Origin of the sequence: Mesorhizobium australafricanum (genome assembly GCF_033977265.1) — a bacterium.
GTDB classification, from domain to species: Bacteria; Pseudomonadota; Alphaproteobacteria; order Rhizobiales; family Rhizobiaceae; genus Mesorhizobium; species Mesorhizobium australafricanum.
Window position 1 is genome coordinate 1 of record NZ_JAVIIT010000034.1, and the last position, 14,848, is coordinate 14,848.

At 57.8% G+C, this 14,848-nt stretch carries 10 protein-coding genes and 2 pseudogenes; 9 read left to right on the plus strand and 3 right to left on the minus strand.

Annotated elements, in window-relative coordinates; translation table 11 throughout:
• Positions 1-690 precede the first annotated feature (690 nt).
• The 5 genes from RFM98_RS30695 to RFM98_RS30715 all read left to right on the plus strand — a co-directional run bounded on the left by RFM98_RS30695 (position 691) and on the right by RFM98_RS30715 (position 7,270).
• Positions 691-1,878 (plus strand): serine hydrolase domain-containing protein, encoded by a 1,188-nt coding sequence (locus RFM98_RS30695; protein WP_320312236.1) that lies wholly within the window; start codon positions 691-693, stop codon positions 1,876-1,878.
• Between the two features lie 210 nt (positions 1,879-2,088).
• Positions 2,089-2,409, plus strand: a complete 321-nt coding sequence (locus RFM98_RS30700; RefSeq protein WP_320312237.1) for a hypothetical protein — start codon at positions 2,089-2,091, stop codon at positions 2,407-2,409.
• 716 nt (positions 2,410-3,125) lie between these two features.
• Positions 3,126-4,232: an ABC transporter substrate-binding protein gene (locus RFM98_RS30705; protein ID WP_320312238.1), complete on the plus strand. Its 1,107-nt coding sequence runs from the start codon at positions 3,126-3,128 to the stop codon at positions 4,230-4,232.
• Positions 4,233-4,412: 180 nt separating this feature from the next.
• Positions 4,413-5,477, plus strand: a complete 1,065-nt coding sequence (locus tag RFM98_RS30710) for an ABC transporter ATP-binding protein (protein ID WP_320312244.1) — start codon at positions 4,413-4,415, stop codon at positions 5,475-5,477.
• Positions 5,478-5,497: 20 nt separating this feature from the next.
• Entirely contained in the window at positions 5,498-7,270 is a 1,773-nt protein-coding gene (locus RFM98_RS30715; protein WP_320312239.1) for an ABC transporter permease subunit, read from the plus strand.
• Positions 7,271-8,164: 894 nt separating this feature from the next.
• On the opposite strand, the pseudogene RFM98_RS30720 reads toward RFM98_RS30715, so the two are convergent.
• Positions 8,165-8,263 (minus strand): annotated as a pseudogene (locus tag RFM98_RS30720) (IS66 family transposase); the annotation flags it as partial.
• A gap of 53 nt (positions 8,264-8,316) precedes the next feature.
• Here RFM98_RS30720 and RFM98_RS30725 point away from each other — a divergent pair.
• The 3 genes from RFM98_RS30725 (at position 8,317) to RFM98_RS30735 (ending at position 10,670) form a co-directional block, all read left to right on the plus strand.
• Positions 8,317-8,568 (plus strand): transposase, encoded by a 252-nt coding sequence (locus RFM98_RS30725; protein WP_320312245.1) that lies wholly within the window; start codon positions 8,317-8,319, stop codon positions 8,566-8,568.
• Between the two features lie 489 nt (positions 8,569-9,057).
• Positions 9,058-9,510 carry an Lrp/AsnC family transcriptional regulator gene (locus RFM98_RS30730; RefSeq protein WP_320312240.1) on the plus strand — a complete coding sequence of 151 codons (453 nt, stop codon included), beginning with the start codon at positions 9,058-9,060 and terminating at the stop codon, positions 9,508-9,510.
• Between the two features lie 293 nt (positions 9,511-9,803).
• Complete coding sequence (locus tag RFM98_RS30735; RefSeq protein ID WP_320312241.1) at positions 9,804-10,670, plus strand: aminotransferase class IV; 867 nt, start codon at positions 9,804-9,806, stop codon at positions 10,668-10,670.
• Between the two features lie 1,427 nt (positions 10,671-12,097).
• Here RFM98_RS30735 and RFM98_RS30740 read toward each other — a convergent pair.
• Positions 12,098-12,355: a recombinase family protein gene (locus RFM98_RS30740; protein ID WP_320312242.1), complete on the minus strand. Its 258-nt coding sequence runs from the start codon at positions 12,353-12,355 to the stop codon at positions 12,098-12,100.
• 1,272 nt (positions 12,356-13,627) lie between these two features.
• Positions 13,628-13,866: pseudogene (locus RFM98_RS30745) on the minus strand (IS256 family transposase); the annotation flags it as partial.
• A gap of 267 nt (positions 13,867-14,133) precedes the next feature.
• On the opposite strand from RFM98_RS30745, the gene RFM98_RS30750 reads away from it, so the two are divergent.
• Positions 14,134-14,848 (plus strand): ATP-grasp domain-containing protein (locus tag RFM98_RS30750; protein ID WP_320312243.1); only part of this gene is annotated, 715 nt, incomplete at its 3' end.

Genomic DNA, 14,848 nt, shown 5'->3' on the forward strand with positions numbered 1-14,848 from the left:
CGAAGAGGGCTCAACTCGGCCATCTCAGTGCTCCTGTTCCAAGATTGCGCTTCAACAGCCGCAATCCTTCAAAACAGAAGCCTCAACCGCAAACCGACCCGCCAAATGCCGCGTCAGCGGCTTCGTTCAATCCTGATTGTAAACAGGCCTTAGCACGTAGTAGAAGTGCGCCAGCCTTGTGAGTTGAGGCTTGAGAGGTCGGAACCGATGTCGTCGCGTCGCGCAAAGCCGACCAGGCATTCATGTTGGCCCCGTTGAGGTAGACCGATCCCCGCGCTTTGCAAGTGGAATCGCAATTCCTTAACCGTCTCCTCAAGCACGCGTGTGTCGAAGGATAGGTGATGATGCTGCGGGAGAGGCTCGCTTTGCCGCGACGTCTACCTGATGCCTACCCCGGTGTACGGCACCAACCTCGGCTCGGCATAGCGTCGACGATTTCCGTTCTCGCGCCCGCATGCTCGTCTTGCTCGGGAGAGGCTGACATAGTTCAAACCGCGCCAGTTTCTGATGCCAAATATTTCATAATCCCATGCATTTTGGCGCAATTTCTCCTCGCTAGCTTGGTATTAATCTTAGTGGCTGTCCCTCGAGCAGGCATTTCTCCCTGATCCTACGGCGTGAGACACTGGCCTTCAGGCGTCATCGCAGATTTATGCGAAGAGCAGCGGTAGAACCAACATCGGAGGAAGGATGAATACTTTAATCGAATCGGCGGTGATTCCTTGCGCTGCGGCAGCGGGCAGGAACGTCGCGGCTCTGCCGCCGAGGGGCGTGTCCTTTCACTGGACTCCAGATCAGCAGATCGTTGGCTACCGCGAGAGGGCGAAAATCGAACCGGTGCGTGTGGTGGGCTGCGGGGCGCATGTTTGCATCCCGCCCCTGACGGTCCATCAGATCTCGCCTCGCTGGACCTGGAATGGCCAAGCCATGGATGTGGACCGTTACATGGAGGCGACGCGCGTCTCGGGCCTCATCGCGCTTAAGGACGGTGAGGTGCTCATAGAGCGCTATGGCCTCGGCCGTACAGAAAGAGACCGCTGGGACGTTCAGTCGGTCTCCAAGTCGGTCACAGCGATCTTGGTTGGCGCGGCGATCCAGGATGGCTACATCAAAAGCATGGATTCGATGGTCACTGAATACATTCCTGAGCTCAAGGGGAGCGCCTACGAGGGCGTAACAATCCGCCATCTGGTGACTATGACCTCGGGCATCAAGTGGGATAATGATTACCGCAACCCCAACGGCAATGGGACCCAGCAGCGGTCAGAGCCGTTCGTAAATAGTGTCAACCCCACCGTAGCGTACATGCGTCGCCTCCCGAGGGACAATCAACCGGGCACAAAGTACGTATACTCGGACGGCGATACCGACCTGGCCGGGATCTTGGTTTCTAATGCTGCCGGAAAATCGATGTCAGAGTATCTCTCTCAGAAGCTCTGGCAGCCCTACGGGATGGAGAAGGACGCGTACTGGATCGTAGATCCAGCCGGCTACGAGCGCGGCGGCACCGGCATCTCTATGACTCTGCGCGACTTAGCTCGCACCGGCCAGTTCGTGCTAGAGGGCGGCAAGGCCGGCGGAGTCCAGGTGCTCCCGCCCGACTGGTTGGTGGAAGCGACCAGCGCTCAAGTGACCTTCTCAACGGCCTCATTGGGCGGAGAAAAGGGCTATGGCTATTGCTGGTGGATATATGAGGACGCTTACGCAGCCTTAGGCCACGCTGGCCAGGCGATCTTCGTCTATCCGAAGGACAAGGTGGTGATTGCCATCAACTCCGCCTGGCTTGAGACCAATCAGTATCAGCCTAACCGCCCCGAGTACTGTCAGATGCTGGATTTCGCCAAGGCCCTCCATGCAGGGGCCGTGGCCCACTTCTGACGGGGTTGCCTTGGGAATGAGTGGAGGCGAAGAGGCTGTCTACTTCGCCTTCTACCTCGTTCGATGCCTGTTGCAAAATTTTCGGTTGCGCCAACTTGGCGTTTGGTGTCCGGCATTCTGGTGGCCGCCGTCTCGATCAGTCTGTCGTTCTGCTGTACATTCGCTGGTACTTGCCCCCCTAGGGTGTGCCTTCGAAATCTGCGGTAGATAATGGCCGAATGTGGTATCAGCATTGACCCTTCCGCGATCCATCTCTGGATCGTTCCTTTTCCGGCGCAGGCGGGCGGTGACCAGCAAGCGGCACACATCAAGACTTACATCAAGGTCCAAGGCCAATGGCTGTATCTCACCAATGGCGATACGGTCGAATTCTATTTGCGGGCATGGGGCCGTGGGCCATGCGCTTCTTTACAAAGGCGCTGGAAAGTCATGGCCGACCGGATCTTCATCGACGGCAGTCAAACCAACCGGGATGCGATTTCTTGCGATGCTGCAAATCCGTCTGCAGCAGCGGTCTCGGCACCGGTCTGAAGCCGATCTGGATCCGGCAGACCCGCTACCTCAATAAACAGATCGGGCATGACATCGGCGCTTCGCCATTCGCACTATGGTAGTAGCGCATCCTGAACTGGCCCGCACCCCGCCCTTGCCGGCCCGAGGCTGAAGATATTTCAAACTGCTCTGGTTTCTGGAGCCTACATTTCAGCAGCCGACGCATTTTGGCGAAGACTCTTTCCCCAGAGGGGTTATCAACCTTAAATGCTATCCTTGAACAGGTATTTCTTTCAGAGATGCTGAGATCGAATGCCTCACTTGTGGTGTCGACTAATAGATGCGGACCAACCGCGGTCGCTGGTCGATGGAAAATGAGAATCTCTCGACGCGAGCTTCTTTTCGGTGGGCTTGGTAGTCGTAAGGCTCCATCTAGCCGGTCGGTTCTGCGCATAAAGACCGCCGACAAGTTCCTCAATCTGTCTTTTCGCTGCACCTGCAATTGTGTTGACGACTCCAAGACCCGATCTCGTCCGCACGCGCATGGCTTGGTCGTTGAGCCTGCAGCTGATGCCGAGCGGTTGGCGTGCTGTGAACCAGAAGGCTGTGAACCAGAAGTATGATGAATCCGTGCCGTATGGCATCGGCTATTGGGTGAACTTGGTAGAAATGGTGGTAGCTGCCTGAAGCCAAGGCTATACTGCGTTTCGAAGATGGCTTGCCGTCCCGAGGCGGAAACAAAGAGGGAGAAAGCAATGGGCATTTTGATAAACCGCAGGCGTTTCATGCAAACCACCTCGACCGCTCTCGCGGTCGGGGCAATATCCTCAGTCGCTGGCCGGGCCTCGGCTGCTTCCCCGGGCGAGCTCCGTATCGTGCTCAACGGTGGTGATGTGGGAAAGGCGCACATTGAAGCTTATGCGAAACCGTTCGAAGCAGAGACCGGAATCAAAGTGACCCCAATCACCCAGGACTTCGGTAATCAGCAGCTTGAGTTGATGGTGAAAACGAACAATGTTACGGTAGACGTGGGAGCTATGATCCAGGTCTCGGCGCTTGAAGCGGCGGCAAAGGGCCTTCTAGAGGAGATTGATTACTCTATCCATCAGAAGGGACAATTGGACGCCATCGTCGACTTCGCCAAGGAGCCATTCGGTCTTGGCTACTTTATTTACTCCTACGTCATGGTCTGGAACACTGAGAAATTCCCGGCTGGTAAGCCGCGACCGACGACCTGGGCCGAATTCTGGGACGTACAGAAGTTTCCTGCCGTTCGGCTCCTCCCCGGTGGTCAATATGGAACTGAAGGCCCTTGGGAGGAGGCTCTCCTGGCGGATGGGGTGCCCGCCGATCAACTTTATCCAATGGAGATCGACCGCATTTTTTCGAGCCTGGAGAGGATAAAGCCGCATATTCGTAAATGGTGGATGACTGGATCCGAGATCCAGCAACTAATGCAAAGTGGAACTGGCGATGTCATGAATTCCTATGATGGTCGGGCCCTCACCTTGATTGACAAGGGCGCGGGGCTTGAGATCAACCGCGACCAGGCGAAGCTGACTACGCAATATTGGGTAATCCCAAAAGGCAGCCCGAACGCGCACAATGCTCAAAGGTTCATTGAATTCGCCAGCCGCGCCGACCGCCAAGCTGCCTTCGCCCAACTTATCCCTTATGGGCCGACGAACCGCAATGCTTTCAAATTGATTCCGGAAACGTTGGCGCGAAGGCTGGCTAGCCATCCTGATTACATGACGAAAAGCATTCCAATAGATGGGCGGTGGTATGTCGAAGCCGGATCGGATGGTCTGACCAATGCGCAACGCCTCAGCAGGCGCTGGAGCGACTGGGTAATTCGGTAGATCCAGCTCGCTAGATTGGTCGGCAAGGTGACCACATTCAGTGGGTCGACTTTGCCGTCTGTGATTATGATGGAGCCCACCATGTCGGACACCTTGGTCTTCGGGAAGCACGAGTCACCCGCTGATAGCGTTGAACTCAGCGGCAGCCGCTACCGCGGTCTCCCCGCGCTCGTCCCACGTATGGAGCATGACGCATTGGAGCAAGGGCCAATTCCCGCGCAGATCGAATTCCGCGGCGTCACCAAGATGTATGGTGCCGTTTCTGCGGTCAAAGACCTATCACTTTCAGTTCCTCATGGTGAGTTCCTGACTATTCTCGGCCCAAGCGGTTCGGGCAAGACCACTGCATTAATGCTGCTCGCCGGGTTCGTGGCGCCCAGTAAGGGGGACATCCTCATTTCTGGAAAGTCGGTTGCCGCAGTGCCGTCCTTCCGGCGCGACCAGGGCATCGTCTTCCAGAGCTATGCGCTGTTTCCGCACCTCACGGTGCGCCGCAATCTGGAATTTCCGCTTGAAATGCGCGGTATGGTTGCCATCGAGAGGGCGGCACGGATAGACCGGATGCTTGCACGCGTGCACCTCAACGACCTCGGCGATCGCATGCCGTCGCAATTGAGTGGCGGCCAGCAGCAGCGTGTGGCGCTTGCCCGCGCGCTGATTGCTGATCCGCCGATCCTTCTACTCGACGAGCCGCTCGGCGCGCTCGACCGCAATCTTCGCGAGCAGATGCAGGGCGAGATCAAGAGTCTACACAGAGAATTCGGCAAGACCACCATATGTGTCACGCACGATCAAGAGGAGGCACTCACTTTGTCGGACCGCATTGTCGTGATGCGCGCCGGTCAAATCGAGCAGGCCGATACACCGGAAGCCCTCTACGACCGGCCTGCGACCCGCTTTGTGGCAGACTTTCTGGGCGAAGCTAACATCCTCGAAAACCACGATTTTGAGGTTGAAGCCGATGTAGAGCAGCCATTTGGCAGCGTGGCCATGATCCGGCCGGAGCGTATCGGCATCGCCGCTCCAACAGCGCCGTGCCGCGCCGATGCGGACCAACGCCAATCCGTCACCGGGACGGTCGAGGGCATGATCTATGCCGGTCCACTGCGGAAATACCAGGTGCGCGTCGGCAGTAGCCTGCTTGTCGTACGCGAACAAGTCGCTTCGGGAGGGCAGATTTTCCGACCTGACGATGCGGTGCGGCTCGACTGGCTCCGGTCCGATGTCCGAATTGTGGCAGCATGAAGCGCGCAAGGGGAAGGTGAATGCGACTGCAATACGATTTTGGGCAAATGCCCATCTTGCTCACAGTGCCGGCTCTCGCCGTCCTCCTCGTTGTCTTCGGCATACCGACTGTTCTGCTCTTTCTGACCAGCCTCAATGCGCCGGCCGTCTCGGTCGCCAACTATCAGGCTTTTTTTGGCCAGCCGGCGAATGTCCATGTGCTCTTCCAGACAATTGAGATAAGCGCCGTAGCCACGATTGCCTGCCTCATCGTCGGGTACCCTACGGCCTATTTGATCGTGGTCGCCTCGAAGCGGCTGCGCATGGTGCTCCTCGTGCTCGTCCTTATCCCTTACCTGACCAGCTTTCTTGCGCGCACCTACGCATGGCTCGTGATTCTCGGCGACAACGGCTTGATCAACAATCTGCTGCTTCACTTCGGGCTTATATCCAACCCCCTGCAACTCATCTTTAACCGCATGGCGGTCTATATCGGCATTGTGCATATCATGCTTCCGATGATGATCCTGCCTCTGGTCAGCGTCATGATGGGCATCGACAAATCGCTGATCTCGGCGGCGCGCAGCATGGGTGCGCGGCCGTACACCGCTTTCTGGCGGGTGTTCTTCCCGCTCAGCCTTCCGGGCGTGCGGAGTGGCTCGCTACTGGTCTTTGTGATCTGCCTCGGCTTCTACATCACGCCTGCCGCACTTGGCGGACTGGGGGACGCCATGCTGTCGACCTTTATCGCGGCTCAGGTCTCGAGCGGCTTCGATATGGCGGACATTGCTACCTCAGCCTTTATCCTTTTGGCGGTCGCCGGTGTCGTTCTCTTCATGCTCGGGATTGATCTTTCCGGTACTCAGGGCCGTCTTGTCCAACAGGCGCAGAAATCTTGGATGGCCTGGCTTCCTTCATTCAGCAAGCTGAAGAGCTATCTCGGCGGGTTCCCCGCTCTCTATCGGGCGAAGCGCTGGACGACCCAGCTCTACCAGGCCGGTGGCGACGGCCACCTGTTAAAAATCATTGGAACGGTGTTTGTCGTGCTTGTTTTAGCGTATCTGCTGTTTCCCGAGATCGTCGTTATCATCATGTCATTCAGCGCCGGGTCCTATTTGGAATTTCCGCCCTCGAGCCTGTCGCTGCAGTGGTACAGTTCCTTCTTCGGTGATCCGTCATGGTACGGCGCCGCCTGGACCAGCATTCAGATTGGCAGTGCGGTCACCGTCTTGTCGACCATAGTGGGCACGCTCGCCGCCTATGGTCTTAGCCGTGCCACTCCTTGGATGCGCGGGTCGCTGACTATGGTGATCATTACGCCGATTACTATCCCAGTTATCGTTGTGGGAGTGGCGACCTATCTTGGGCTGGTCAATCTCCGACTAACAGGCACGCAAACCGGCATCGTCCTGGCGCACAGTGTAGGCTCGACTGCGTATGTAGTAGTGATCGTCTCGGCGACGCTGGCAAATTTCGACCGACGGCTGGAGCAGGCGGCTCATAGCATGCGTGCCGGGCCGTTCCAGACCTTCATGCGGGTGACGCTGCCACTGATTAGGCCGGGCATAATCGCCGGCGCCGTCTTCGCGTTCCTCAACTCCTTTGACGAGGTCGTCATTACGTCGTTGGTCAGTGGGTACTCGGTCTACACTCTGCCGCTGAAAATGTGGGAGAACATTCGCAACGAGATAGATCCGACGGTCGCCGCCGTTGCATCACTGCTGACCCTTTTGCCGGTGCTCTGGCTAATAGCGCTTTATGTCACCGGGTGGCGGTTGCGCCCTCAGCACACGCTTCCTGTCCATACGGATTGAAGCAGGCGTCCAGTTTCTTCGAAGCCGTGCCAGACTTCGAAGGAATTCGACGCCCGGCAATTGCCATCAATATGAAGCCGAGGAGCGGCACCATAGAAGTTCAAATATATGATACCCGAGAGTGATGTCAAGGTTACGGGATCTCATGCGCGAGCGGCGGTACGTGCAAAGCCGGGTGGGGTGCCCCGCACTGGACCCTCCAGCGCAAATCTTCGGAATCCCACCCTTTGAGCTGAGTGCGGGCGCGCCAGACTCTAAAAGCGTGTCGCGGCCGGCTGTTCATCCTCATGGGATCTAGCTAAAGCCGAAATCGAACCTAGCCGCGCCCGATGAGGCTGCGCCAGCCCGGAGAGTTGGACCGCTCCCCTCGTGCCGTTCATCTAACCTAAAACGGGTTCCCCTTTGTGCGTATTTCGCAAAAACGGGACAGTCGTTCCGCTAATTCGCTGTCCGCGAATTAGCGGAATGGGTGCCCGCGAATTTATGAAACACGCACCCTTTGCGCGAAAACGGTCCCGATCCACGCAAAGCAAGCAGATCTTCAGTGCGCGCCGGGTCATGACCCGGGCTCTTTTGAGCTGCCGTTTTGGCCATCGCAGCGATTGGCTTTGTGCTCTCGGATGAAGTCGGCAAGGCTTTCGAAGCCGAAGTCTGTGCAGGCGAGCATTTTGCTGATCGCCTGGGCCGTAGTGCCAGAGGCAACCGTCCTCCGGTTCCATGTCGAAATAGATTTCCCACAGCAGCTCGGCGACCTCGCCGAGCATCCAAGCAGTAATCAGGATGATGTAGACTCGGGTGATCGCAGCCACCCGCCAGGCCGCCAGTCTGGCGTCGGATCGGCGGCGGCAGTTCCAAGGGAGGAGTTCGTCGATGCGATTGGCGACCGCGCCCCAGCTAGTTAGGCGGCCCGCCCAACCAGTCAACCAGGGTCGATTGATCTAGGTCGACGCCCTCGCGGACGTAGATGCCGGACTGTCGATTCAAGGGCAGGTGGTCCCAATATCTTCTTCCGCACCAAGCCGGAGATTGCGCTCGCTTAGATCCGCTTGGCCGACGTGACGCAAGGTGTGGTGCTGTCCGATGCCGGCTACGGCGACGACACCTCTTTCCGCGACGGGTTGACGGCGATGGATTTGACCTATGTTGCCGGCGTTCAGTCCTCGATCCCCTATGGCCGCCAAGCCGGCAACTGCTGCCGCTCAACCGTGCAACGGACGCGTCCATCCATCTTTGCTAGTGGCGGCGTCGGGCACGTTCCGCGCCGGCTCGGCCAACGATTTGGCGCAGACGCTGTCTGAGAACGCCTGGAGCCGTGTCACCCCCGCGCGAGGGCTCCATTTCTGTTCACACTCACGCTTCACCGCTGTCTGCGTCCGCCCCGCCCAACGCATTACTGGACGCTCCGCACTACGCGCCGAGGCTGGTTCCTGATCGAGTGGCTGTACGGCGATGGCGAGTCAACCAGTCCTGGCTTCGACCTTTTCGAAAGATACCGAGCTCGCTACCTCGTCGGCCAGAACAACTGAGATGGCGGATCGAACGGGATAATGAGGGCCGAGGTTGGCCATCGCCGCCTCCATTCCTGGTCTACGCACGGGCGGTTCCCCTCAGCCCCATGATTGGCGCCTTTCAAGACACCCTCGCTGGGGCGCAATTCGATCATCCGCCGAGCATGGAGGGATTGTTTGTTTCAATTATCGAAATAAATCGCAATAAAGGTTGCGAAAATTCATGCCATTGTTAAAATTCTTAACGGTTATTAAATCTCAAAATAGCGGTATCGCACGGTGGACGACCTAGACCGAAGGATCCTCACGGCGCTACAGAAGAACAACCGGTTCTCCTTTGCCGAACTCGCGGAGCTTGTCGGTTCTTCGGCTGCTTCATGCATGCGTCGAGTGAACAAGTTGCGTTTGGATGGCGTGATCGTTGCCGATATATCGCTCGTGGATCCGAAGGCTCTTGGCAAATCGCTTTCCGTTGTCGTCACCGTAGAGCTCGACCGTGAACGGCTAGACCTCGTCGACGATTTCAAACGCGCGATGCGGGCGGCCAAGGAGGTTACCCAGTGCTACATGGTCACAGGCGACGCCGATTTCGTCCTGATCGTGGCGGTCGAGGACGTCGAGGCATTCGACGTCTTCGTCAAGACGAAGCTTTATACCAACCCCAATGTCCGAAAATTTAAGAGCATGATCACGCTTGATCGAGTCAAGTTCGAGCCCCGGGTTACGGTGTAGCGTTGGACGGATTCCGCTAAGGCCCTCACTTCGCGCTGCTTCTTGAAACTGCCATTGCGTGTCCACCATCAAATTGAGCTTTTTCGATTGGAGAAATGTGCGATTTACGAGCGCAGCCGATCCTGCCTCGGGACGGTGTGATTTTGCCTGATTGTTCAGCCCAGGCAGAGCGAACGTACCGTGTAAGGAAAGTTGAAAGGATGGCGCCGGCTATGACGCAGCTCTTACCTATTCATCTAACTGTCGATGAGCATCACGTTGATCGACGTCGGTATCCACACGGAGTCGCTTTCATGGATGGGCAATACCTACCGATGTCCGAGGCTAAAATCTCGGTGCTCGATTGGGGCTTCCTGCATTCCGACGCAACCTACGACACGGTGCACGTCTGGAATGGCAGGTTCTTCCGATTGGATTTGCATCTTGACCGCTTCTTCGCGGGCGTGGAACGGTTGCGAATGAAGCTGCCCTATGATCGAGAGAAAATAGAAACGATCATGAGAAATTGTGTCGCTTTGTCGGGGCACAAGTCAGCCTACGTAGAGATGATCTGCACACGTGGTTCATCGCCGACATTCAGCCGCGATCCCCGCCAAGCGGAGAACCGTTTCATCGCGTTTGCGGTCCCCTTTGGCTCGATCGCTAGTAAGGAGCAGCTGGAAAGAGGTCTTCACGTCGCGATCAGCGAGACCGTCCGCATCCCGCCTAAATCGGTGGATCCCACAATCAAGAACTATCATTGGCTCGATCTCGTGAAAGGACTTTTCGATGCCTACGACATGGGAGCTGAGACAGCGCTGATCGTAGATACGAACGGCCACATTGCGGAAGGGCCCGGCTTCAATGTGTTCCTTGTAAAGGACGGATTCCTAAGGACGCCCGCTTTTGGGGTACTGCCTGGCATCACGCGTCGGACTGTGTTCGATCTTTGCGCTGAAATTGGGCTCTCGGCTACGGCTGCTGATATAACTCGTGCCGAGATCAAAGCGGCCGACGAAGTGTTCATTACCTCGACTGCCGGCGGCATAATGCCGGTAACACGCATCGACGAAGCCGCGATCGCAAATGGGCGCGTCGGATCCGTCACCAGTCAACTTATAGATCTCTACTGGCATAAGCACCATGATTCGGCATGGTCAACTGCCGTAATCTATCCGTGATCGGAAATGACCATCCGACGGCAACTTGGCGAGTGGGTTCGTGGCGATCTCAATGACTGTCGTCATGCTAGCTCCCGAAAGTCGAGCAGGCGCGCTTCGGCGGGCGTCACCCTGAATACACACCGACATCTCCTGCTGCCGGGAGATCAGCAGTCGGAAGACGAACGCGATCCGCGAGGGTGCGGCAGCTTTCTGCCCCGCCGAGCTCATGAGATGCTTGCTTGGTGTCACACTCCTTGTGGAATATGGCGGCTCCAAGCGCATTGGCGGAGCGCGTGCTCGCCATTCCCAGCAAGCGTTACGTGCGCCGGCCGGTCGCCTTCCCCGGCAGCGTCGAGGTCGCCGCATTGCTTGCCGCCCCGACCTCGATAGCTGGGTCGGGCGCCGTGACCAGGCGCTTCTGTTGCTGGCCCGCGCAGACCGGTCTGCGCGGCCGAAGTCATCAGCCTTCGTTGCGAGAATATCATCCTCGGCCCGGCCGCCTATGTGCAATGCCAGGGAAAAGGCCGAAAACTCCACAATACCCCGCTTCGCAAGGATACAGTCACGGTGCTGCGTGCCTGGCTGGCCGAGCGCCGCGGCCGGAGTTCCGATCCTGCCTTCCCGACGATAAATGGCACGCCACACTGAGCCACGACGCACTTCAATACATGATGGACAAGCACCTGCCGTCGCACGTCGCCGTTGCTTGAAGAGCCTCTGATTATGCCGACCCAACAGCCGGAGATCCCCCGTGCTCTTGGCTGCCCTGTCGCTACTCGGAATAATCCGGCACCCGGAATTATGACAATAATTCCGAAGTCGGAATTCATGGCACAGCTTTGCTGTCGGGCGACTTTGCGGCGGTATCGCGACGGACAGAATGCGAGGAGATGGTCGTCGGGCTGATATCGGCGCGACCGGATGTCGGCAGCGTCGAAGATGGCCGTGGTTTCGACCGACTCGTGGCCAGCCACAGGGCGATGACGGAGCGGTCGACGCTGTGTCGGTGCGGTCGCGCCTGATCCCGCGCAAGATCCGCTTGCGTCCGGCTCGATGGGACTTTGCGGCCGGTTCGCCCGCATAGACGCAGCCACAGGTCCACCTGCCGGATGGTCTGCAGTTCATTGAAACGCCGGAATACGAGATCGATCGCCTCGCGCACCCGCAGATCAGGGTCTTTCTCGATCCGGATCCGACCCGACTTTGTTTAACCGATCGCCACCGCAAGGAAAAGTTCGCCCCGCCGCGCCATCTGCCTCAGAGCTTCGATCGAGCGGGCCTGCAGGATCGAAAGTTCCAGTTCGCTCATCGTACCCTTCATGCCAGCAGCAGCCTATCGTTGGGATGACGCGGCTCGCAGATGTCTGTCCTCGTTCCAACAAGGGCCGCAAAACTCGATGAGCGTGTGCCAGTCCCGGCCATTGCTGCGGGCGAATCGGGGGGCTTCAATGGCGGGACCGCACCCACCCGGCCTTCGCAGATCGCCGCCAGAAGCTTCTCAAAGCCGGCCGGTTGACGCCGGATCCCGAACGGCCGAGATCTTCGTCGATGATGACGGCGTCTTTCCAGCCAAGAGTTCGCGCTCGCTCTGCAAGGCCATACTGGCGCCGCCAGCTCTCGGGATTGTTGATAAGCTGATCGGCCGTGGACTGCCGAACATAGACGTAAGCGCCGCGCGCAATATGTTCAGCGGTGATCTTCATGATTTGCCGCCAGACCTCTCTGGCCCGCCGCCGCCTCCCTCAACAAAGCTTCGATCCATGGAAGAGCGCTTTCCCGCACTTCGCCCGGAAGAACTGGAGGCGGATTATTCTCTACGGAGAACAGGTCTGGCTGGTTGGCTCGACATTGTCTACGGTGCATGATGATCTCCTGACCGGCGTGAAACGCCTTGGAGAAAGCCCTACACACGCATCGATCTCACGGCGCAGGTCGCGCGGGCATGAAAGCGTAAGGCGAGGCGCCTCGCGGACCGCCATCGTCAGGGTGGTCTCTTGCGGCCGGAGAAGCTCAACGCCGAACAACGCCGCGATCTCCTGTAAATCGATCGAGGATCGCTACGAGAAGCGTTCCACCATCGTCATCCAGATCGGAATCAGCGTCAGGCTGCCATCCGGTTGCCGCCCAACATAACATGCCCCGTGGATCTCTCGGTCGCGTACCACCGTGTGCTTCGCCTCGCTCGCCTACGCGAAGCTGGCCAAAACGGACTTGCTTATTTTAGACGAGGGTCACAAGTCAAATTCCCGTGGATCACTGTATGACATGCAGCAGGCCTCCTCACGATGTTCCATTCTCTGAGGAACGAAATTCGTCCTGTGGATGTGCATAGGATGTTTCAGCGGGCGGCATTCGCTCCAATGGCAGGACTATTCCTTCCCGGAAGCCCCTCCTAATGCAGCTGACTGCGCCTTGTGGCCGAGCGCGCAGGCCAGCCCGCTCTTCCCGATGCCGGTCGGACTTGGGTTCATAATGCCCGTTATCAGGGTGCCGAAGGAAAGAAGATTGTCCGTTACGCCCGATTGGTACGGCGACTTTGCCGACGAACTCACGAAGGCCTGGTTCTTGGCGGACGTGCGGTGCTGCTGCGCACCTTGGCTCAGACACCCCGCTCGGCCGATGGGTCCGCGGCCTATCGGAGCGAACGCACAAGGACGCCGTCGTGGTGCCGCTGGCGGCGAAACTCACGCATGGTCTGGGCGGCCCTGCGCAATGACCTTACCTTCGATCCGGAGATCGCGGCTGCGTAGGAACAGGACGTTCACCAGTACAGATTCAGTGGGCGAGCCTGTCTGCCGTTGGTGCAGGAAGATGTCCTGACAATCGAACAGCAGCTTTGGAACCTGAACCATTGAACGGTTAGACCGGTGCGATTATGAGGATTTGGCTGCGCGGATCTCCATCTTGGGCGAGGCATGCCCACGCAGACGGGGCGGACCATACATTCAAGCGTCGGATGGAATGGAACGATTGATGCTGACTGGCACCGGCCCGATCCCCGTCTGGATGCTCCGCTCCGGTCCATGACCATGCCGGACAGTCCGGTCACGGCCGTCGGCAAGCTTCAGTTCCTTCATCGCGGCAATGAAGTCATCGGCCTCCATCTGCACTGCCTGCGCGAGCAATTTGCGCGCCCGCTGCGAAGCCCATCCGTCAATGGATCATCAATTTCGTCGGGCTGACGAAGGCCAACAATGTTGATAGTCTCGTCCATGGCGTATCGCTCTCGTTGAGAGGTTCTGGCAGGCTTCATCACCCGCCTCGATACGCTGCACTCCTCAAACCGTCATCACCCACTTTCCGCCATAGCTCCGCCCTGGCCGTGGCGCGCCTTAGCTCGGGAGTAAAAGAAATTTAGAAATATCTTCACAACCGCAAATCGCTGACGATGTTACCTTCACGGCAAGGTCTGAGGTCAGGGCACGGCTGGGGGTCTATGCTCGGACCCTCGCACAGCACGCGACATAGGAGTCAACAGCCAATGGCAAGAAGAGCGCTCATACTTGTTGAGGGTAATACAGTGGGTTATACTGGTTTGCTATACGTCCAAGCGGCGAAGCATCTAGGCCTTTATCCAATTACTGTGTCGGCTGATCCAGCTCAGTACGACTATCTTGCGGCGGAAGGAAATGAGGCAATCCAAGTCGACCCAGAAAACCTCGATGCGCTGATCCGAGAATGTTACCGGCTGCGTGCGACCTATGATATCGCTGGCATTACGGGCGTAAGGGAGGCGTTCCTTGCGACAGTCGGCAAGCTCTGCCAGCATTTCCATCTACCTGGACCGAACCCCACATCCATTGAACGATGCTGCGACAAATTCACTCAACGTCAACTCCTCGCGGAGGCTGGCGTTCCAACCCCCACTTATTGCGTGGCGACGAATGCGATAGATGTGGAACGTTTTGCAGCGGAGATTGGCCTGCCTGTAGTTCTTAAGCCAGTCATGGGTAACGGTGGCAACGGTGTCCGATTGTGCCGCGATGTCGATGAGTTAGCCGAACATACAGCCTATCTGTTGGGCGGCAAGCACATATGGCGGTGTTCACCTAGGATACTGGTCGAAGAGTTCGCGCAAGGACCCCTTTACATCGCTCAAGTAATGGGAAATGAGGTCATTGCGATCGGCGCCGCTCTATACGGGCCTCCCCCGCATTTCGTCTGTCGTCAGTTGAACTATCCGGCCCGGCTGACTG